The 20558-nt window shown below is 68.7% G+C and carries 15 protein-coding genes; 8 read left to right on the forward strand and 7 right to left on the reverse strand.

Features of this window, described 5'->3' with window-relative positions; genetic code table 11:
* The first annotated feature begins 15 nt into the window (after window positions 1-15).
* The 8 genes from ACSUZC_RS19150 to ACSUZC_RS19185 all read left to right on the forward strand — a co-directional run bounded on the left by ACSUZC_RS19150 (window position 16) and on the right by ACSUZC_RS19185 (window position 10888).
* Window positions 16-621: a DJ-1/PfpI family protein gene (locus ACSUZC_RS19150; RefSeq protein ID WP_439030043.1), complete on the forward strand. Its 606-nt coding sequence runs from the start codon at window positions 16-18 to the stop codon at window positions 619-621.
* A complete protein-coding gene (locus tag ACSUZC_RS19155) occupies window positions 618-1103 on the forward strand; it encodes a MarR family winged helix-turn-helix transcriptional regulator (protein ID WP_439030044.1) in 486 nt (161 codons plus the stop codon). Before ACSUZC_RS19150 ends, ACSUZC_RS19155 begins: the two co-directional genes overlap by 4 nt.
* Before the next feature lie 38 nt (window positions 1104-1141).
* Window positions 1142-2449: an aspartate aminotransferase family protein gene (locus ACSUZC_RS19160; RefSeq protein ID WP_439030045.1), complete on the forward strand. Its 1308-nt coding sequence runs from the start codon at window positions 1142-1144 to the stop codon at window positions 2447-2449.
* An 11-nt stretch (window positions 2450-2460) separates the two neighbouring features.
* Window positions 2461-5445, forward strand: coding sequence for an FAD-binding and (Fe-S)-binding domain-containing protein (locus tag ACSUZC_RS19165; RefSeq protein WP_439030046.1), 2985 nt, complete (start codon window positions 2461-2463; stop codon window positions 5443-5445).
* A complete protein-coding gene (locus ACSUZC_RS19170) occupies window positions 5442-6947 on the forward strand; it encodes an NAD-dependent succinate-semialdehyde dehydrogenase (RefSeq protein WP_439030047.1) in 1506 nt (501 codons plus the stop codon). The genes ACSUZC_RS19165 and ACSUZC_RS19170 overlap by 4 nt, the downstream gene beginning before the upstream one ends.
* A gap of 65 nt (window positions 6948-7012) precedes the next feature.
* Window positions 7013-8206, forward strand: coding sequence for a M24 family metallopeptidase (locus ACSUZC_RS19175; protein WP_439030048.1), 1194 nt, complete (start codon window positions 7013-7015; stop codon window positions 8204-8206).
* A 226-nt stretch (window positions 8207-8432) separates the two neighbouring features.
* Window positions 8433-9671: a PLP-dependent aminotransferase family protein gene (locus ACSUZC_RS19180; protein WP_439033178.1), complete on the forward strand. Its 1239-nt coding sequence runs from the start codon at window positions 8433-8435 to the stop codon at window positions 9669-9671.
* Window positions 9668-10888 carry a M20 family metallopeptidase gene (locus tag ACSUZC_RS19185; protein ID WP_439030049.1) on the forward strand — a complete coding sequence of 407 codons (1221 nt, stop codon included), beginning with the start codon at window positions 9668-9670 and terminating at the stop codon, window positions 10886-10888. Before ACSUZC_RS19180 ends, ACSUZC_RS19185 begins: the two co-directional genes overlap by 4 nt.
* 12 nt (window positions 10889-10900) lie before the next feature.
* On the opposite strand, the gene ACSUZC_RS19190 is transcribed toward ACSUZC_RS19185, so the two are convergent.
* The 7 genes from ACSUZC_RS19190 to kdpB form a co-directional block, all read right to left on the reverse strand.
* Window positions 10901-12289 (reverse strand): MFS transporter, encoded by a 1389-nt coding sequence (locus ACSUZC_RS19190; RefSeq protein WP_439030050.1) that lies wholly within the window; start codon window positions 12287-12289, stop codon window positions 10901-10903.
* Window positions 12290-12393: 104 nt separating this feature from the next.
* Entirely contained in the window at window positions 12394-13182 is a 789-nt protein-coding gene (locus ACSUZC_RS19195; RefSeq protein WP_439030051.1) for a GntR family transcriptional regulator, read from the reverse strand.
* Between the two features lie 275 nt (window positions 13183-13457).
* Window positions 13458-14387 carry an aminoglycoside phosphotransferase family protein gene (locus ACSUZC_RS19200; protein WP_439030052.1) on the reverse strand — a complete coding sequence of 310 codons (930 nt, stop codon included), beginning with the start codon at window positions 14385-14387 and terminating at the stop codon, window positions 13458-13460.
* Between the two features lie 10 nt (window positions 14388-14397).
* On the reverse strand, window positions 14398-15123 hold the full coding sequence (locus tag ACSUZC_RS19205) for a response regulator (RefSeq protein WP_439030053.1): 726 nt from the start codon (window positions 15121-15123) through the stop codon (window positions 14398-14400).
* Window positions 15120-17744 carry a DUF4118 domain-containing protein gene (locus ACSUZC_RS19210; RefSeq protein ID WP_439030054.1) on the reverse strand — a complete coding sequence of 875 codons (2625 nt, stop codon included), beginning with the start codon at window positions 17742-17744 and terminating at the stop codon, window positions 15120-15122. The genes ACSUZC_RS19205 and ACSUZC_RS19210 overlap by 4 nt, the downstream gene beginning before the upstream one ends.
* Window positions 17745-17763: 19 nt before the next feature.
* Window positions 17764-18399 carry a potassium-transporting ATPase subunit C gene (locus tag ACSUZC_RS19215; RefSeq protein ID WP_439033179.1) on the reverse strand — a complete coding sequence of 212 codons (636 nt, stop codon included), beginning with the start codon at window positions 18397-18399 and terminating at the stop codon, window positions 17764-17766.
* A 5-nt stretch (window positions 18400-18404) separates the two neighbouring features.
* Window positions 18405-20504, reverse strand: coding sequence for a potassium-transporting ATPase subunit KdpB (gene kdpB, locus ACSUZC_RS19220; RefSeq protein ID WP_439030055.1), 2100 nt, complete (start codon window positions 20502-20504; stop codon window positions 18405-18407).
* Window positions 20505-20558 lie beyond the last annotated feature (54 nt).

The following is a 20558-nucleotide window of genomic DNA, read 5'->3' on the forward strand; positions in this document are numbered from 1 at the left end:
CGAAAGGAGATCACCATGAAGACCGTCCACCTCGGGCTCTACCCCACCCTCGCCGACTGGGAGTTCGGGTACGTCGCGTCCGGCATCAACAATCCCGAATACCAGCAGGACCCCGGCTCGTTCCGGATCGTGACCGTCGGCGCCACGCGGGACCCGATCCGGACCATCGGCGGCGTCACGATGGTTCCGGAGACGACGCTCGAGGAGGTCGACCCGCACGACAGCGCGATGCTCGTGCTTCCCGGCGCACAGATCTGGGAGACCAACGACGCGTTCGTCGACGCCGCGCGCCGCTGGGCCGCGTCGGAGGTCCCGGTCGCCGGCATCTGCGGCGCGACGATGGGTCTCGCGCGGGCCGGACTGCTCGATGACCGTCGGCACACCAGCAACGCGCCGGAACAATTGGCGCCGACCGGGTATGCCGGTGCCGAGCACTACATCGACGCCCCGGCGGTCACCGACCGCGGCATCATCACCGCGGCGGCGATCGCCCCCGTCGACTTCGCGCGCGAGGTCTTCCAACTGCTCGGCGTCTACGCTCCGCCGGTGCTCGACGCCTGGTACCAGCTGTACGGACGCCAGGACCCGAGCGGTTTCTACGCGCTGACAGACGAGCAGTGACCGACCCGCAAGAGCTCTTGTCGGCGTCTGCCCTGACGACTTTCCGCCTGAACGGACAGTTCCTCGCCCTCGCCGAGGGGCTGGCCGAACCCGCGGGCCTCACCGCGACCCGCTGGCAGGTACTCGGCGCGGTCCTGCGCGAACCCCTGCCGGTCGCGGCCATCGCGCGCGTCATGGGCATCACCCGCCAGAGCGTGCAGCGCACCGCCGACGTGCTGGTGTCCGACGGACTCGCCGAGTACCACGAGAATCCCGCGCACCGGCGGGCCAAACTCGTCACCCCGACCGCGGCGGGCCTGGCGGCGGTTCGGGCGATCAACCCCGGCCACCGGACCTCTGCCGACCGCCTGGCCACAATCCTGGGGACCGAGCGGTGGCAGCGATGCCTGGACGCGTTGCAGGACCTCGCCGCCGCGCTGGACACGCTCGAGGCCGAGTCGGCGGACGGTCTCGAGCGTGGGCTTGACAACCCAGATGTCTAATTGTTGACAATCGTACGATCGGGCGTCACCGTGTACCCATGACCGCCAGCGTTGACTCCCCCGCCCGCGCCGTCCAGACCGCCTCGCTCAGTCCCGTCCTCAAACAGGCCACACCGGTCGTCGTCGATCACGCGCAGGGTTCCTGGATTCGCGGGACCGACGGTCGCGACTACCTCGACTTCACCACGGGGATCGGCGTCACCAGCACCGGACACTGCCACCCGCATGTCGTCGCCGCGGCACAGGCGCAGTGCGCGAAGGTGATCCACGCGCAATACACCACCGTGATGCACACACCTCTGCTCGAGCTGACCGAGCGCCTCGGCGCCGTCCTGCCCGTCGGCCTCGACTCGGTGTTCTACGCCAATTCGGGCTCCGAGGCGGTCGAGGCCGCGGTTCGCCTCGCCAGGATGGCGACCGCACGACCCAACATCATCGTGTTCCAGGGCGGTTTCCACGGCCGTACGGTCGCCGCCGCGAGCCTCACCACCGCGGGCACGCGCTTCTCGGCCGGCTTCTCCCCCCTCATGAGCGGCGTGCACATGGCGCCCTTCCCCTACGCCTACCGCTACGGCTGGGACACCGAGACGGCGATCGACTTCGCGCTCCGCGAGCTCGACTACCTGCTGCAGTCGCGCGTCGCTCCCGACGACACCGCCGCTTTCCTCATCGAGCCGGTGCTGGGCGACGGCGGGTATCTCCCGACACCACCCCGCTTCCTGCACGGCCTGGCCGAACGCGCGGCCCGCCACGGCATCCTGCTGATCCTCGACGAGGTGCAGGCGGGATTCGGCCGCACCGGCAAGTTCTGGGGGCACCAGCACGCCGAGGGGCTGACCCCCGACATCGTCGTCACCGCGAAGGGGCTCGCCTCCGGATTCCCCATCTCGGCGATCGCCGCGTCGACCGAACTGATGAGCAAGGCCTGGCCGGGTTCTCAGGGCGGTACATATGGCGGCAATGCCGTGGCGGCCGCCGCCGCGATCGCGACCCTCGACGTCATCGAATCCGAGGGACTCGTCGAGAACGCACGCGTCCGCGGCGAGCAGATGCTCGCCGGGCTGCGTGAGGCGTGTGCAGCCCATCCCGCGGTGGGCGACGTCCGCGGACTCGGCCTGATGGCCGGGATCGAGTTCGTCACCACCGACGCCGCCGGTGACCGCGGTCCCGACGCAGCCGCTGCGGTCGCTGTACAGCAGGCCACCACGACCCACGGCCTGCTGTCGCTCACCTGCGGCCCGGCAGCCAATGTCGTGCGCCTCATCCCCGCGCTGGTCGTCACCGCCGAGGAGATCGATCTCGGCGTCGCCCGGTTCGGCGCCGCACTCGCGACCGCACTCGGTTAGCCGTGTTGCCGGTGGACATCGCAACCGAACTCACCGGACTCGGTGTCGACGCCGACGCATCGACGCGCCGGCTCGCCGAATACTCCTACGACGCCTCCAACTACCGCATCCCTCCGCTGGCCGTGACCTTCCCGCGCACCGCACAGGAGGTGGCCGCGGTGGCCGGCTGGTGTCATGCGCACGACATCCCGGTGATCGCGCGTGGCGGCGGAACCTCCATGGGCGGCAACGCGATCGGCCCGGGTGTGGTGATCGACCTCTCCCGTCATCTCGACCGCGTCCTGCGCGTCGATGCCGAAACAGCCACGGCGGTGGCCGGTTCGGGCGTCGTGCTGACCTCACTCGCTGCGTCCGCCCGCGGGATGACCGGCGGCCGTCTCACCTTCGCCCCCGACCCGTCGTCGGCCTCGCGCGCGACGCTCGGCGGCGCCATCGGCAACGACGCATGCGGCAATCATTCCGTTCGCCACGGCCGGATGAGCGATCACGTTCTCGAACTGCACCTCGTCACCGCCGAGGGCCTGCTCCTCACGGCCACACGCAGCGGGTTACACGCCACCGATCCCGACGACGCCGCGGCCGACGCCCGGGCCGCCGAGATGACGACCGCGATGAAAGACCTGGCCGCGTCGAACCTGTCGATCTTCCGAACCCAGCTGGAGACCATCCCCCGGCAGGTGTCCGGGTATCACCTGGCACACCTGTTGCCCGAGAACGGATTCGACGTGGCACGCGCCCTGGTCGGCAGCGAGGGCACCTGCGCGATCGTGGTCTCTGCGAGAGTCCGCCTCGTGCCGGTGGCGACGTCACAACTCCTGTTGTGCGTCGGCTACCACTCCCCGTCCGACGCCGCCCGCGACGTGCCGGCGATCCTGCCGTTCGCGCCGTCGGCCGTCGAGGGCATCGACCGCAGGATCGTGTCCACCATGGCAGCCCGACGAGGCCGTGACGCCGTCGCCGGACTGCCTGACGGCGCGGCGTGGCTGTTCATCGACGTCGACGAGGAAAGCGCTGCCGCCCAATCGGAATCCGACGTCCCGGCCACCGCCAAGCGCCTGCTCGATCATCTCCGGAGCCAGGGACGCATGATCGACGCCACCGTCGTCGACGACCCGGTGCGGCGCACAGCGCTCTGGCGCGTCCGGGAGGACGGGGCCGGATTGTCCTCTCGGCTGGCCGATCCCGACGACGAGAGCGTAGGTGGCGGCTACGAGTCCTGGCCCGGCTGGGAGGATGCGGCCGTCGCACCCGAACGACTCGCCGACTACCTCGACGACTTCACCGAACTCCTCGATCGTCACGGCCTGACCGGTGTCCTGTACGGACACTTCGGCGCGGGCTGCATGCACGTCCGGATCACCTTCGACCTCCGTACCGCCGAGGGCCGCGCCGTGATGGAGCACTTCTGCACCGATGCCGCCGAACTCGTCGTCCGCCACGGTGGTTCGCTGTCCGGCGAGCACGGCGACGGCCGCGCCCGGTCGGCCCTGCTCCCGCTCATGTACTCGCCGCCGATGATGGCCGCGTTCGCGCAGTTCAAGACGATCTGGGACCCGAAGGGAACACTCAATCCGGGCAGCATCGTCGACCCGTCGCCCATCACCGCGGACCTGGCGCTGGCCGGTATCCCGGCACGCACCTGGCCCACGAGTTTCTCCCTGGGCCACAGCCCCGCCGGCTCGTCCCCGGACCACACCCCCACCGAACTCCCGGTCCTCGACCCGTTCGTCCACGCGGTGCAGGGGTGCATCGGGGTGGGCCGGTGCCGCGCCGACTCCGGCGGGGTGATGTGTCCCAGCTACCGGGCCACCCGAGACGAGAAGGACTCCACCCGGGGCCGGGCACGTGTCCTGCAGGACATGGTCCGCACGGCGCCCACTGTCGACGAGGGGTGGCAGTCGGCCGACGTCGCCGAGGCCCTCGACCTGTGCCTGTCGTGCAAGGCGTGCTCCACCGACTGCCCGACCGGTGTCGACATGGCCACCTACAAGTCGGAGTTCCTCGACCACCACTATCGGCGTCGACTTCGCCCGCTCGCCCACTACTCGCTGGGGTGGATGCCGGCCTGGTTGTCGGCGGCCGGGGTCGCGGCGCCGCTGATCAACCGCACCCTCGGGTCCCGGCTGGGCGTCGTGGCCGCACGGCTCGGTGGTATCGACCCGCGCCGATCGATGCCCGCATTCGCGACGCGGCGCGCCCGCCGACGCCATCTGGACGGCCTCGTCCCCGTGTCGCCGGAGTCGGCGGTGATCCTGTTCGTCGACACGTTCACGCGGGCGTTCCGACCGCAGGTGGCCGCCGCGGCCGCCCGGGTCCTCGGCGTGACCGGCGAGACGGTCGGGTGCACGGCGCAGCAGTGTTGCGGGCTCACCTGGATCTCGACCGGACAGCTGGACCGCGCCCGAAAGGTGATGCGACGCACCGTCGAGCACCTCGACGACGGGACCGACCGTCCCATCGTCGTCGTCGAACCCAGCTGTGCCGCAGCGCTGGCCACGGACCTGCCCGAGCTGGTTCCGACGCCGGCCGCGCATCGGGTGGCCGCGCGTGTGCGCAGTTTCGCCGCACACCTTCCCCGGTTGCTGGACGCCGGGTGGCAGCCGACGGGTCTACCCGCCGAGGTCACCGTGCAGACCCACTGCCACGAGTACGCGGTCTTCGGCGCCCGGACGGGCACCGCACCCCTCGAGGCACTCGGGGTCACCGTGCGCACCGCCGACGGATGCTGCGGAGTCGCCGGGAATTTCGGCTTCGAGAAGGGCCACTACGAGGTGTCCATGGCCGTGGCCGAGAACTGTCTCGCCCCCGCGCTGCGCGACGACCCGTACCGAACCGTGGTCACCGACGGGTTCAGCTGTGCGATGGCCGTCGAACACCTCGCCACCGTCGACGACTCCCTCGCCGGCGCACGCGACATCCGCGGTGTCCATCTCGCGGAGCTGCTCGACCCAGCCACCGACGATCACCCGCACCACGAGCCAGGAGGCCGATCATGACCGCCATCGCCACGCACACCGTCCCGGATGCCGTCGCGCGCATCCGCACCGACCTGTTCATCGACGGCGAGTGGACCCCTCCGGTCGACGGCAATCACTTCGACGTGGTGAACCCGGCCACCGGAGAGTTGCTCGCACAGGTGGGCGATGCCGGCGCCGCGGACGCCCGTCGGGCACTCGCGACGGCAGCCGCGCATCAGTCCGGGTGGGCGGCGACCTCTCCGCGCAGCCGCAGCGAGATCCTGTACCGCGCACACCAACTCATCATGAGCCGCGCCGACGAGATCGCGTCGGTGATGACCGCCGAGATGGGTAAACCGTTGGCCGAGGCCAAAGGTGAGGTCGCCTACGGCGCGGAGTTCTTCCGGTGGTTCGCCGAGGAGGCGGTGCGGATCGGCGGCGACTCCACCACCACCGGCGACGGCGGGCACCGCGTCGTGGTCAGCAGGCAACCGGTCGGTCCGTGCATCCTCATCACACCTTGGAATTTCCCCCTGGCCATGGCGACCCGCAAGATCGGACCGGCCGTCGCGGCGGGTTGCACGATGGTGCTCAAACCCGCCGAACTCACCCCGCTCACCACGCTCCTGCTCACCGACATCCTCGTCGAGGCCGGACTTCCCGGGGGCGTGCTCAACGTCGTCACGACGAGTGACCCGGCGACCGTCGTCACCGAGTGGATGGAGAGCGGACTGGCACGGAAGGTGAGTTTCACCGGGTCGACCGCGGTCGGCAAGACGCTGCTGCGCCAGGCGGCCGGGACGGTCATGCGCACATCGATGGAACTCGGCGGAAATGCACCGTTCATCGTGTGCGCCGATGCCGACATCGCCAGGGCCGTCGACGGTCTGATGGTCGCCAAGATGCGCAACATGGGCCAGGCGTGTACAGCCGCGAACCGGATCTTCGTGCATCGCAGCGTGATCGACGAGTTCACCGCCGCATTCACCGCGAGGATGGCGGCGCTGCAGGTGGGTGACGGCGCTCGGGACGGCACCCAGGTGGGTCCGCTCGTCGAACCCGAGGCGGTCGAGAAGGTCGCCTCGTTGGTCGACGATGCCGTCGCCAAGGGCGCGACGGTGTGTTGCGGGGGCGAGACCCCCGACGGCCCCGGTTACTTCTACCCGCCGACCGTCCTGACCGGCGTCGGGCTCGACGCCGACCTCATGCGCACCGAGATCTTCGGCCCCGTCGCGGCGATCGTCGGTTTCGGGAACGCCGATGCGCCCGGCGATCCCGCCGCCGACGACGAGGTCATCGCACTGGCCAACGACACGCCGTGGGGACTCGTCGGCTACCTGTTCAGTCGCGATGTCGACCGCTGCGCTCGCCTGGCGGCCGCGCTGGAAACCGGTATGGTCGGGGTCAACACCGGCGCCGTGTCCAATCCTGCCGCCCCGTTCGGGGGTGTGAAGGAATCCGGGCTCGGACGTGAGGGCGGACGCGTGGGCATCGAGGAGTTCCTCGACATGAAGTACACCGCCTCTCCCGTCGTCCGCTGATCCTCGCGCCCGTCCGATCGGCGCATCGCCCGCTTGTGAAGGTCGAGATGTAAGGAGCGACAAGCATGTACCTCGGTGCTCAGCTGTTCACCGACAGCGAGTACGAACAGCGCCTGGTACGCGTCCGTGAACTCATGGACCGCCAGGGGTTGTCGGCGATCATCGTCACCGACCCGGCCAACATCTTCTATCTCATCGGGTACAACGCGTGGTCGTTCTACACGCCGCAGATGTTGTTCGTCCCCATCGACGGCGAGATGGTGTTCTACGCCCGTGAGATGGATGCCCATGGGGCGCACCGCACCACGTGGCTGCCTGCCGAGCAGATCGTCGGCTATCCGGAGAGCTACGTGCACCGCCCGCACCTGCATCCGTTCGACTGGGTCGCCTGGTCTCTGCGCCAACGGCATCTGATCGCGCCGGCGTCGAAGGCGGGGTCGGTCGGTCTGGAGATGGACTCGCACTTCTTCTCCCCCAAGGCATATCGGGCGCTGTTCAACGCCATCCCGGAGTGGAAACTGGTCGACAACTTCGAACTCGTGAACTGGGTGCGGTCGGTGAAGTCCGACGCCGAGGTGCAGTTGATGCGCCAGGCCGGCATGGTGTGCTCGGAAGCGATGCGAGCCGCGATCGACACCATCGACATCGGCGTCCGGCAATGCGATGCGGCGGCGGCGATCTCGCAGGCCCAGATCACCGGCACGCCGGAGTACGGCGGCGACTACCCGGCCATCGTCCCGATGCTGCCGACCGGCGCCGCCGCCGACACCCCGCATCTGACCTGGAATCAGGGCACGTTCGTCGAGAACGAGGCGGTGGTCATCGAGCTCACCGGTGCGCACAGCCGGTACCACTGCCCGCTGGCGCGGACCGTGTCACTGGGCACCGTGTCGAAGGACCTGGACTACGTGGCCAAGGCGACCGCCGAAGGCCTCGACAACGTCCTGGAGGCGATCAAGCCGGGCGTGGCGACCCGCGAGCTGGCGTCCACGTGGAATTGGACCCTCGCCAAGTACGGTCTCGAAAAGCCCTCGCGCCTGGGCTATTCCATCGGCATCGGCTATCCGCCCGACTGGGGTGAACGCACCATCAGCATCCGCTCCGAGGACGAGTCCGTGCTGGAGACCAACATGACCTTCCACATCGTGTGCGGCATGTGGATGGACAACTACGGTTTCGAGCTCTCGGAATCCGTGCGCGTCAGCCCCACCGGGGTGGAGACGTTCACCGACTTCCCCCGGGAGCTCATCCGGAAATGAACGACACAACCTGTTCCCCCAGGTGGTGAACGACACCAACCAGACCCCCGAGGCAGCGAACGACACCAACCAGACCCCCGAGGCAGCGAACAACACCAACCAGACCCCCGAGGCAGCGAACAACACCAACCAGACCCCCGAGGCAGCGAACGACACCAACCAGATCCCTGAGGTGCGAGGAGCGCAAGCGACGAGCCACGAAGGGCGACCACACGAGGTGAAGAAAGTGACCACCACCGAAACCACGCATGACGCGCGACATTCCGGACCCACACTGCCATTGGCGGGCCGGACGAAGGACCTGGTCGGTTCGATGATCGACTCGTCGACGTCGTTGCTGGCCGCCCAGTCGCACGACATCGTGCGCTTCGCGATGGGTTCACCCGCCGACGAGGCGGTGCCGGCCGACGAGTTCCGCCAGATCGCCGGCGAGATCCTCGACCACACCTCGTTCACCTACGGTGCCACCGAGGGTGAGCCGCGACTGCTCCAGCTTCTCGTCGACTACCTGGCGACCACACCGGATCCGTCGTCACACGATCGTCTGGTGATCACCACCGGCGGCATGCAGGGCCTCGACCTGGCGTGCAAACTCTTCATCGATCCCGGCGACTTGGTCATCGTCGAATCACCCACCTACACCAACGGCAGCGCGACCGCACTGTCGTACGGGGCCCGGCTCCTCGAGGTTCCCGTCGACGACGACGGGATGCAGGTCGATCAACTCGAGGATCTCGTCGCGCACACTCACCAGACGCCCAAGGCGATCTACACGATCCCCACCTTCCAGAACCCGTCCGGAGTGACGATGTCGGAAGAACGGCGCCGCGAACTGCTTCGCCTGGCCCACACCTGGGGTTCGGTCGTCATCGACGACGATCCGTACGGATTGCTGCGCTTCGCCGGCACCGACATCCCGACATTCCAGACGCTGAGCCCCGGCGATCCTCTCGTCTTCTCGGTGCGTACCTTCTCCAAGATCCTCGCGCCGGGCTGGCGGGTGGGCTGGGTCGACGCCGATCCGTCCCTGCGTCAACTGCTCATCAACGGCAAGCAGGCCATGGACACCTGCACCAATGTGCCCAATCAGCACATCGTCGCCGAGTACATCGCCCGCGGCGGCCTCGAGGACCACCTGGCCGGGATCCGCACGCTCTATCGCGAACGGAAGGACGCGATGCTCGAAGCCGTCGCCCGCCATCTCGGTGACCGGGTGGTGACGACGAATCCCGAAGGCGGCTTCTTCCTGTGGGTGACGCTGCGCGAGGAGTTCGCCGAGATCGACACCCGCGAACTGTTCGAGGTCGCCCTGGCCGACGGCGTGGCGTTCATCCCGGGCCCGGCGCTGTCACCGGGCGGCCGCTTCCGCAACTCGATGCGTCTGTGCTTCGCCTCGAGCACTCCCGAACGGATCGACGAGGGTGTCCGACGCCTCACCGCGAGTCTTGAGAAGATGGCACGGTGAGTGGTGACCCCGAACCCGATCTGACCTCAACCGAACAGGCCGTGCTCGACCTCGTCGACGAGGCCGCGATCGTCGCGCTCACCTCTGCCATGGTCGAGGCTCCGAGCGAGAATCCGGGCGGCACCGAGGAAGCGGCCGTCGCCGTTCTCGACAAAGCCTGTCGCGATGTGGGGTTGACGGTCTCCACCACCGAGGCGGCGCCCGGGCGCCCGAATCTCGTCGCGACTCTCCCCGCCGGCCCCGGGCCGGGCCTGATGTTCCTCGGACATTCCGACGTGGTCCCGGCAGGTCCCAACTGGACGGCCGACCCGTACACGGCGCGCATCCGCGACGGTCGCATCTACGGGCGGGGTTCCACCGACATGAAGGGCGGACTCGCCGCCGTCGTCGCAGCCATGAGCGCACTGTCCCGAGCGCGCGAACTCGGTGTGGCAACCGCGGGGCCGGTGCGCCTCGTGTGCACCGTCGACGAGGAAGAACACGGTCTCGGGGTACGCGACTTCGTCGCGCGCCCCGGCGATCACGACTTCGTCGGCTGCGTGGTCGCCGAGCCCACCGATCTGCAAGTCGTCCGCGGCTGCCGGGGAGCGTCGTACATCGAGATCGACGTGACGGGTCGCGCCGCACACTCCGGCCGCCCTGCCGACGGGCGCAGCGCTATCGACGCCGCCGCCGCGATCGTGGAGATCATCCGCGCCGACGCCCGGGATCTGGCGCAGAACCTCGACGACCTGCTCGGGTGCGGGACGTGGAACGTGGGCACCATCGCCGGCGGACAGGGGATTTCGGTGGTCGCGCCCACGTGTTCACTCGGCATCGACCGTCGTCTGATGCCCGACGAGGACCCGCACATGATCGCCGCCGAACTCCGGAAGACGATCAGCGACAAGGGCATCGACACCGACGGCATCTCGGTCGACATCCGCGTCACGATGGAGATGCCCGGTTTCGCCACCGCCGCCGACCATCCCCTGGTGACGGCGGCCGTCGGATCGGTCACGCACGCCGGTGCCACCACCTCGGTCGGCGGATGGACAGCCGCCTGCGACGGCGGATTCGTCAGCCGCGACCTCGGCATCCCGTCGATCGTGCTGGGCCCGGGCAACATCAACACCGATGCCCATCAGCCCGACGAGTCGGTCGCGATCGCCGATCTCGTCACCGCGGCGAGGGCCTACACCCTCGCCGCGCTGCGCCTTCTGCGCCCCGTCGGCTGAGCTCGGCGAACCTTACGAACCCACCTTCTGTCCCTGCAACGAGCTGAAGTCGTTCTCGCGGGTGGGAATACCGGTGCCGCGGATCGAACCGCCCGCGGTCTCCTTGAGGAAGAGCAGCGCGACCATGCCGATGGCGCAGGCACCCATCATGTACATCGCCGGGAACAGAGACCAGTCGGTTTTCTCGACGACGGCGTCGTTGACCAGCGGGGCCGTACCACCGAACGCGGCGGTCGCGACGTTGTAGGAGATCGCGAACCCGGCATAGCGAACCTGCGTCGGGAACATCGCCGGGAAGGTCGCCGAGATGGTCGCCAGCTGCGGGATGTACAGCACCCCCAGGATGACGAAAGCCACGATGGCCCAGGCGAAGCCCTGCCCCATCAACCAGTAGAGGGGCAAGGCGAGGACGAACAGCCCGATCAGCGATCCCCACCACATCGGTTTGCGGCCCGTGGAATCCGACCACCACCCGAAGAACGGGATCAGCAGCATCATGACCAGCTGACCGACGAGATTGACTGTGCTCGCCGAGGTCTCGGACAGACCGATCGTGTTCTGCAGGTAGGTCGGCTGGTAGGCCAGCAGCGTGTAGTTGGCGACGTTGAGGGCGATCACGAGGCCGAACATCGTGAGGATCGGGCGCCGGTAGTTGATGAGGAGATCCTTGAAGCGGGTCCAGGCCGATCCCTTGATCTCGTTGTCCTGCTCGAGTTCCTGGAAGACGGGGGTGTCCTCCATCTGCGAGCGTAGGTAGAGGCCGATGAGGCCCATCGGCAGGGCGAACAGGAACGGGATGCGCCAGCCCCACTGATCCATCTGCGAGTCGGTGAGCAGCAGTTGCAGGAGCAGGACGAACAGGGTGCCGCCGCAGAAGCCCGCCAGGGTCCCGAATTCGAGGAACGAGCCGTACTTGCCGCGTTTGTTGTCCGGCGCGTACTCGGCCATGAACGTTGCCGCACCGCCGTATTCGCCACCGGTCGAGAACCCTTGGACGACGCGGAGCAGGATCAGCAGGATCGGGGCCCACACACCGATCGACGCGTGCGTCGGCAACAGACCGATCAGGGCGGTCGCACCCGAGATGAGCAGGATGGTCATCGCCAGGACCGACTTGCGTCCGATGCGGTCACCAATCGGTCCCCACACCATTCCGCCCAGCGGACGCAGGACGAAGGAGACCGCGAAACCCAGCATGGTGCCGATGGTTCCGAGCTCTCCCGGGAAGAATGCCTGGGTCAGGTAGACCGACGCGGCGGCGTAGACACCGTAGTCGTACCACTCGGTGGCGTTGCCGATCGCGGAGGCGCCGATGGCCTTGCGGAGGATCTTCTTGCCCTCCGGGGAGTCCGGGTCCGGTGCGAGCTGCTCATAGGTGTCTGCTGGTGTCGTGTCGCTCATCTGCGCTTCCTGAGTCGTGGGGCCACTGGGGTCGAACTCGGTGGATTCGTGATGCGCACGTGCGGCACGATTCTCGGCCGTACGCGACTACCGGTCGCGGGTGATCAGCCCCTGGCCACCTGCGGGTCGGCGGCGTTCTCGTCGTCACCGACCAGGCGGCGCAACCCGTCGGCCATGTGCGCGATCATCAGAGCATCTGCCGCCGCGGCGTCTCCCGCGGCGATGGCGTCCACCAACGCCTGGTGTTCGTCGATTCGGTCCTTTCCCGAGGAGTAGGTTCCCCGCATGGCTCGCAGGCACATTCGCGTCTCCACGAGGATCGTCTCGTGCAGTCGCGAAAGCCGTTGACTTCCGGCGTATTCCACCAGTGTCTGGTGAAACGCCATGTCGGCCTCCGCCATCCCGGCGCCGTTGGGCTCGTCGATGAACTCACGCATGACATCGACGGCCTCGCCGAGTGAGTCCACCGCCTCCTGCTCTCGGTGCCTGATCACCTGCTGCACGGCGGCGCGCTCCACCGCGGTCCTCGCGACGTACATGTCGCGGATGTCGTCGTCGTCCATCGAGACGACGAACAGCCCGCGGTTGCGGTGGCTGACCAGCAGCCCTTCGGCGGTGAGCCGCTGCATGGCCTCCCGGAGGGGGCCGCGGCTGACGCCGAGGTCGGCCGCCAGCCCCGACTCGGTCAGTTGGGAACCCGGCGGGAAGTCCCCGTTGGCTATCGCATCGTGCAACTTACGCGCGATGATCGCCGGTGTCGATTCCTGCACCAGTGGCGACAGCACCCGACGCCGCAGCGACGCACCCTGTTTGCCCTGGCGAACGACGGTTCGAGCGGAGCCCGGGTCCTCCGGACCCGCCGATTCGTCTTCCACCTTCATCGTCACCGTCATCCCCTCTTTCTTACCGTGAAAGACACGCGCAAGCCGGTGTTTCGTCGGCGTGCCGCAGCACCGGCGATTGTTGGATTGTTGACAATCTACCCGCGGTGTCGTCGTGGTGACAACCACCGCCGAGACTGTGGCGATGTCTGCGCCGAGCCGGCCGACCGGTGACGAGCCGCCCCCGAAGCGAGGTCGCATGCGACTTCATTTCGTCGACGCGACTTCGATCGAGGTCGCGTCGACGAAATGAGATCGCATGCGACCGCCACACCCAGCGACAAACGTCAGTCGATGACCGCTTTCGCGACCGTGATGCACGTCGTGATCCATTCCCGATCGGCCGGACGCAGGGGCCGCGAGGCCCGTTCGGCATCCTCGATCGCCCAGTGCGCGTTGAGGATCATCCGCACGATGACCCAGTCCCGGGCACGATCCGGGTCGAAGTCTGCGGCATCGACGATGGTGTAGAAGCGTCGGCGAATCTGTTCGCGCACATCGGACTCCCGCGGGCCCAAGCGGTTCCACAGCATCGGCGCGAGCTCGTAGTGCGCGTCGCCCGACATCGGACTGGGGTCGATGGCGACCCACTGCCCGTCGGGACCGGCGAGGACGTTCTCGTGGTGCAGGTCGCCGTGCACGATGACGCCCACGCTGTCGGTGTCCGACAGGAAGTCCCGGCCCAGGGACGACGCCTGCTCGACGAACCGCCTCGGCACCGGGGCATCACGAGGCATGGCGGCCAGCCCGGCCAGCCATCCCTCCAGATGCGCGGTGAGGCGTGTGAGACGGCCCGGCGCCGGGATGTGCAACCGACCGTAGAGTCCGGCGACCACCGTGCAGGCCTCGTCGTCGTCGACGGTGGTCAGGTCGCGCCGTTCCAGCCGCTCGAGCAGCAGCGCCCGCCTGCGGGGATCCGCGCGCACCAGACGCACCGCGCCCCGACCGTGCCAGTGCTGCAGCCCGAGTGCTTCCTGGGCACCCTCGTCGTCACCGTCGAAGGCGAGTTTGAGAACCCCCTGCCGCCCGCTGCGGTCGAAGACCGGGATCACCATCGACTCGAACCCGTGCCACACCTGCGAACCGTCGCGTCGTAGATCCCATTCGGTGAGCAACGCCGACGCGGTGGCGGGCAGTCGACGCAACCAGTCCTGCCAATCCGGCCCCAGCGCCGCCTGCGCACTCAGGCCGGCGGGGATGTCCGCACCGGTGATCATCGCCGCGCGTTCATGATCCGGAACCCGACGACGCACTGCCCGTCCGAACGAAGCGGTAACCCATACCGGCCTCGGTGATCAGATGCCGGGGGTGTGCGGGGTCGTCTTCCAACTTCCGGCGCAGACTGGCGAGGTAGACGCGGAGGTAGTTGCTCTGTCCGTCGTAACCCGGTCCCCACACCGACGCCAGGATGTCCCTCTGCGACACCAGCTTTCCCTCATGGCGCACCAGCATCTCGAGAATGCCCCACTCGGTGGGGGTGAGGTGGACGGGCGCCTCGTCGCGCGTCACCTGTTTGGCGGCGAGGTCGACGACGAACGCACCGGCGTCCACGACCGGTGACTCCGACGCCCCGCCGGCCGCCGCCCCGCGACGCAGTGCCGCCCGCAGCCGTGCCAGGAACTCCTCCATCCCGAAGGGTTTGGTGACGTAGTCGTCGGCGCCGGAATCGAGGGCCACGACCTTGTCCGCCGCGTCGCTACGCGCCGACAGGACGATGACCGGCACCGTCGTCCAACCTCGCAGCCCTTCGAGCACAGTCAGTCCGTCGATGTCCGGCAGGCCGAGGTCGAGGACCACGACGTGCGGGTTGATCCGGGCCGCCGCCGTGAGCGCCGCCGCACCCGTCGCCGCGGTGGTGACGGCGAAACCGCGGGCGTTGAGGTTGATCCGCAACGCGCGCAGCAGTTGTGGCTCATCGTCGACGACGAGGACCCGGGTCTTCTCGGCGGTCATCGGGCTCCTCCCGGATCTGCGGGCATCCCGGGGTCGGCCGGCGTCTCGGGATCGGCCGGCGTCTCGAGATCACCGGTAGCGGGTAGGTCGACGACCATCGTGACTCCGCCACCCGGGGTGTCCTCGACGGTCAGCGCTCCGCCGATCGCCGAGACGAAGCCCTGTGCCACCGACAATCCCAGCCCGACACCGGACGACGCCCCGCTGGTGTCGCCGCCCTGATGGAATGCCGCGAACACCTGCTCCCGGCCGGCCTCGGGCAGGCCGGGACCGTGATCGACGACCCGGATCACGCATCGCGGCCGATCGCCGGCGGTCAGGCGTGCCGAGATCTCGACCTCGCCCCCACCGTGGCGCCGCGCGTTGTCGATCAGGTTCGCCAACGCACGTTCGAGGAGACCGGCATCGGTGAACGCCCAGGCATGACCGAGGTCGAAGGTGGGCCCCGCCTCCGTGCCGTATCGGTACACCTCGGCGGCCGCCCGGTGCACCACCTCCGGGAGGAACGTCCGCTGCAGCTGCGGCCGGACGGCCCCCGCCGCAAGACGCGACGAGTCCAGCAGGTTGCCGACCAGCGCGGCGAGATGATCGACCGACTCGTCGACGGTCGCCAGCAGCTCCGCGGTGTCCTCCGGGGTGAAGGTCACGTCGTCGCTGCGCAGGCTCGACACCGCGGCCTTCGCGGCGGCGAGCGGTGTCCGGAGGTCGTGACTCACCGCCGAGAGCAGTGCACGACGCATCTCGTCGGTCCGCGTGAGCGCCTCCGCGGAGGCCGCCTCGGTCTCGAGCGCGTGACGCTGCACCGCGCTCGCCGCCTGACCTGCCACCGCCGCCAGCACGCGCCGGTCACGCGCACCGAGCTTCGGTCCGCGCAAGAGCAACTCGAACTCGTCCCCCGGTACGACGCACACGGTGTCGGCGTCGTCGGGCCCCTTCGGGGGATGCTCGCCGACGGCGGCCTCCACCCGCCGTGCGGACCGCGCGGTTCGCCGCACCACCGACACCGACGTCTGGTCGTAGGTCTCACGCAACCGTTCGAGGAGCCCCGGAACGTCGGCGCCGCCGAGCACCACACTGGAGAACAGCGCGAGCAGCTCCGCCTCACGGGTCGCCTCATGCGCCTCCGCACGGCGCACGGTGGCCGAATCGACAAGAGCCGCAACCGCGACCGCGATCAACAGCAACACCAGGATGGTGATCAGGTTGTCGGGCTGGCTGATCGTGAACGTGAAGCGCGGGTCGGTGAAGAAGTAGTTCAGCAACAGACCCGAGACCACGGCCGACAACGCGGCCGGTGCGATACCGCCGAGCATCGACACCGCGAGGACCGACACGAAGAACAGAGCCGACTCACTGGTGAAACCGAGCCACGGATCGAGCATCCGCAGCAGGCCCGTGACGGCGAGCGGGACCAGGACGGCGAACACCCAGCTGAGCGGTCGGTGGAAGCGGGTGTCCCGGATGTCGAGGCGCGACCGGCGTTTCCGCTCGTCGTGAGTCACCATGTGGACGTCGATGCGACCGCTCTGACTGACCACCGTCGCGCCGACACCCTCGTCGAAGATCCGTTTCCAACGGGGCCGGCGCGACGTCCCGACGACGAGCTGGGTGGCGTTGACCCCGCGGGCGAAGTCCAGCAGGGTGGCAGGGATGTCGTCACCGACGACGGTGTGGATGCGCGCGCCGAAGCCGGCGGCGAGCTCTTTCAGCGCGGCGAGGTCGACACCCGTGCCGGTCAGTCCGTCGCCTCGGACCACGTGTACGGCCAGCAGCTCCGCACTGGACCGCGAGGCGATGCGGCCGGCCCGGCGCAGCAAGGTGGGCGACTCGGCACCCCCGGTCACCGCGACCACGACCCGCTCCCGCGCCTCCCAGGTGTCTGTGATGCCATGCGCCGCACGGTAATCGGCGAGCTTGTCATCCACCTGGTCGGCGAGCCACAGGAGGGCGAGCTCGCGCAGCGCGGTGAGGTTGCCCTGCCGGAAGTAGTTGCGTAGCGCGCCGTCGACCCGACCGTCCGGATAGACCTTGCCCGCCGACAGGCGCCGTCGGAGTGCCTGGGGGTCGATGTCGACGAGTTCGATCTGGTCGGCGCCGCGCACCACGTCGTCGGGGACGGTCTCGCGCTGCACGACGCCCGTGATCTGCGCGACGACGTCGTTCAGGCCGGCGAGGTGTTGGACGTTGATCGTCGAGTAGACGTCGATGCCCGCATCGAGAAGATCTCCGATGTCCATCCACCGCTTGGTGTTCCGCGATCCGGGGACGTTGGTGTGGGCGAGCTCGTCGACCAGGGCGACCTGCGGTCGGCGGGCCAGTACCGCGTCGACGTCCATCTCCTCCAACGGTGTCCCGCGGTAGGACCGACGTACCCGGGGGATCACTTCGAGACCTTCGACGAGCGCTGCCGTGGCGACCCGGCCGTGGGATTCGACGACCGCCACGACCACGTCGACGCCCTCGTCGAGGAGAGTCCGGGCCTGGGCGAGCATCTCATAGGTTTTGCCGACGCCGGGCGCACAACCGAGGAAGACACGGAGTCTGCCGCGCCCCTCGGTGTGCGCGTCCGCGACCGCCGGCGTCGGGACCCTCGCCGCCGCCGGGTCCGCCGCTGAGGTCATCGGCCGATTCTATCCCCGGTCACGACGCGCGACAGACGGGTGGCGCGTGCCCGAGGGCCAGGTTCACCTCGAGCACGTTGACCCGCGGCTGCCCCAGGAATCCCCATTGCCGACCCTGTGTGTGCGCGTCGATGACGGCCCTGATGTCCTCGGGTGACCGACGGTTCTCCCGCGCCAGCCGAGCCACCTGCAGTTCGGCGTACTCGGGACTGATGTGGGGGTCGAGTCCCGACCCCGAGCCGGTCACGGCGTCGGCGGGAACCGCGGCGGGCGGCACGCCTTCGCGTCCGGCGATGAGCGTCCGCCTGGCCTCGACGTGGGCGCGCAGGGTCTCACTGTTGGGTCCCTGGTTACTCGCCGCCGACGCGGACGGATCGCCGGTGGCCATCGGCTCGTCCGCAGCGCCGAGCACCCGCGCATGCAGATACGGGTCTCCGGCGCCGGGCCGTACCTGTGGGTCGAGTCCGATCAGCGAGGAGCCAACCGGGCAGCCCGCCGCGTCGACGATCTGCGAACCCTCCGCCCCGGAGGTGTTCACCCGCGAGATCGCCCACACCGCAGCGGGATAAGCGAGACCGAGGAGCATCGTCAGGCCGAGGACCATTCCGATGGCGGCGACGCATTGCCGGAAGAGACCGGACAGGAGTGTGTTCATGGTGGTCATCCCATTCCCGGAACGAAACGAACGACGAGGTCGATCAGCCAGATACCGATGAACGGCGTGATCACGCCGCCGACCCCGTATACGAGTAAGTTGCGGCCCAACAGTTTCGACGCCGAACTGGGCCGGTAGCGCACCCCGCGCAGGGAGAGCGGGATGAGCGCGACGATGATCAGCGCGTTGAAGATCACCGCGGACACGATCGCCGACTGCGCGGAATGCAGACCCATGATGTTGAGGGCGTCGAGCTGCGGATAGACGGCGGTGAACATGGCGGGCAGGATCGCGAAGTACTTGGCGAGATCGTTGGCGAGCGAGAAGGTCGTCAGCGCACCGCGGGTGATCAGCAGTTGCTTGCCGATGCCGACCACCTCGATGAGCTTCGTCGGATCCGAGTCGAGGTCCACCATGTTGCCGGCCTCTTTGGCGGCCGACGTACCCGTGTTCATCGCCAGACCAACGTCGGCCTGGGCCAGGGCCGGGGCATCGTTGGTGCCGTCCCCCGTCATCGCGACGAGCCGGCCCGACGCCTGCTCGGACCTGATCAGGGCCAGCTTCTCCTCGGGGGTGGCCTCGGCGACGAAGTCATCGACCCCGGCCTGGACCGCGATGGCCCGCGCGGTGAGTGGATTGTCACCGGTGACCATCACGGTGCGGATGCCCATCGCCCGCAACTGCGCAAAACGTTCGGCCATGCCGGGTTTCACCACGTCCGACAACGCGATCACACCGAGTACCCGCGCCGGCCGCTCACCGTCGCGGACGCCGACCACCAGCGGCGTACCGCCCGCGGCGGAGATGCGTTCCACGTCGTCGGCCACCGCGTCCTCGACGACGCCTGCACCCGCCACCACCCATGTGGTGACCGCATCGGCGGCGCCCTTGCGATACTCGACCAGACCACCGGCGGTCTGCAGATCCACTCCGCTCATGCGGGTCTGGGCGGTGAACGGGACGATCGAGTCGGTCCTCGTTGCATCCGGGCCGATTCGGTCAGTCCCCGGCCGATCCGGGGCCGCACCGTCGTCCCGCTTGATCCCGTACGCCGATTCGCACAGTTCGACGATGCTGCGTCCCTCCGGGGTGCCGTCGGCGAGGCTGCACCGGTGGGCCACCCGGACCATCTCGTCGATCGAGATCCCCGGCGCCGCACACAGTTCGGTGGCCCGGCGGTTTCCGAAGGTGATGGTGCCGGTCTTGTCCATGAGCAGGGTGTCGATGTCGCCCGCCGCTTCGACCGCCCGGCCCGACATCGCCAGGACGTTGCGCTGCACCAACCGGTCCATCCCGGCGATGCCGATCGAGCTCAGCAGGGCTCCGATCGTCGTGGGGATGAGGCAGACGAGCAGCGCGATCAGTTTGATCGGGTCGGGCGACTGGCCCGCATACTCCTGCATCGGTCCGACGGCGACGACCGCGAGCAGGAAGATCACAGTCAGGCTGGTCAGGAGGATGTCGAGGGCGATCTCGTTCGGCGTCTTCTTACGCGCCGCACCTTCGACCAGGGCGATCATCCGGTCGACGAAGGTCTCGCCGGGTGATGTGGTGATCCGGACGACGATGCGATCGGAGAGCACGACGGTCCCGCCGGTGACCGCCGACCGGTCACCTCCCGATTCGCGCACCACCGGCGCGGATTCGCCGGTGATCGCCGATTCGTCGACCGTCGCGATACCGTCCACCACGTCCCCGTCGCCGGCGATGACCTCGCCGGCCTCGACGACCACGAGGTCGCCGATGGCCAGCTCACTGCCGGCGACCTCGTCGAGGTCCCCGAGCCCAAGTGTGTCGTCGCTGTCGACCAGCCGTCGGGCAATCGTGTCGCGCTTCACCTTTCGCAGGCTGTCCGCCTGTGCGCGGCCACGCCCCTCGGCGACAGCCTCGGCGAGATTGGCGAAGAGCACGGTGAACCACAGCCAGGCCGCGACGGTCCAGCTGAACCACGACGGGCGGACGACCGCGAGCACGGTGGTCACCACAGCACCCATGAAGACGACGAACATGACCGGGTTGCGGGCCTGATCACGCGGAGTGAGCTTGCGCAGGGCCAGCGGCAACGAGGTCACCAGGGAGCGGATGTCGAAGGCGCCCCGCGACACCAGCGCAGGCTCGGCGTCCGGAGGGGTTGCGGCCCGGTTGTTCCCAGATCGGTT

The sequence above is a fragment of the Gordonia terrae genome, from assembly GCF_051789125.1.
GTDB lineage: Bacteria > Actinomycetota > Actinomycetes > Mycobacteriales > Mycobacteriaceae > Gordonia > Gordonia terrae_A.